1 protein-coding gene is annotated in these 850 nt (G+C 48.0%); it reads left to right on the top strand.

Annotation, left to right across the window (positions count from 1 at the left end):
* Positions 1-670: 670 nt before the first annotated feature.
* Positions 671-850 (top strand): hypothetical protein (locus tag DD606_RS26310; RefSeq protein WP_219824258.1); only part of this gene is annotated, 180 nt, incomplete at its 3' end.

Here is an 850-nt window from a genome sequence, read left to right as displayed (position 1 = left end):
CACCTCTAGTGCCACGAGCATCGAAGATCAACAGAAAATGATCTGTAATGTTATCCATGGCATTATTCAATCAGAAAGGCAAAACCGAGGGGTAAATATACTCTCAACTGGCCCCATGAGATTTCTGGATACGAGCAAGGCTCAACAGCCTACTCTATCACAAATGGAGACTCCTCTAATGAGCCCCATGGACGCATCTTACGTCATTTCACCTGGGGTCTCTATGCAATCTGAGCCTCCGAGCGAAAACTTTAGCTTCCCTAACTTGGCTCAACCCTCTATTAAGGAAAACACAGTGCTCACTCCAGGGATAAGCCTGACAGAGAATGTACCGATGACATCTACGGTTAGCGCAGTGCCACTACCTAGTGTCGTAGTACCTAATATGGGGCCTCGACCATATGTGCCTCTAGCCCCTTATGCACACATGGCCCCCACACCTCCAATTGTACCACTTGCTTATGCTCCTCGAGTGCCGCTCCCTAGCCCTTATCCGAGTGGACCTATGCCCGGTTATGTTCCACATCCTGCATCATCCACACATATGCCAAGACCGGTACCCGTCCCTCTCCCACATATGATTCCAAGAGTACCTCCACCGGCCCTGCCTCCTCACATAGGTGACTTGGCAGTGTTTGCTCAAACCATAGGTCGATCTATCGCGGAAATTATGCGTCATGCATCTGATAGAGAGCCTAGAAGTAAGGCAGTACAAATTGCCAAACTCACGCAAAAATTCAATGGGGACGAAGATGCTAGAAAACACATTGAAGTGTTTGAACAAGTATGTGATTCCTTAGGGGGACGCAACGAACTACATAAGTGCAATGCCTTAAGCTTGACATTAAGT

The organism is Enterobacter cloacae complex sp. GF14B (assembly GCF_004136805.1).
In the GTDB taxonomy this organism is placed as follows: domain Bacteria; phylum Pseudomonadota; class Gammaproteobacteria; order Enterobacterales; family Enterobacteriaceae; genus Enterobacter; species Enterobacter hormaechei_C.
Note: the sequence above shows the minus strand (reverse complement) of the source record. Positions and strands in the feature narration are given on the sequence as shown.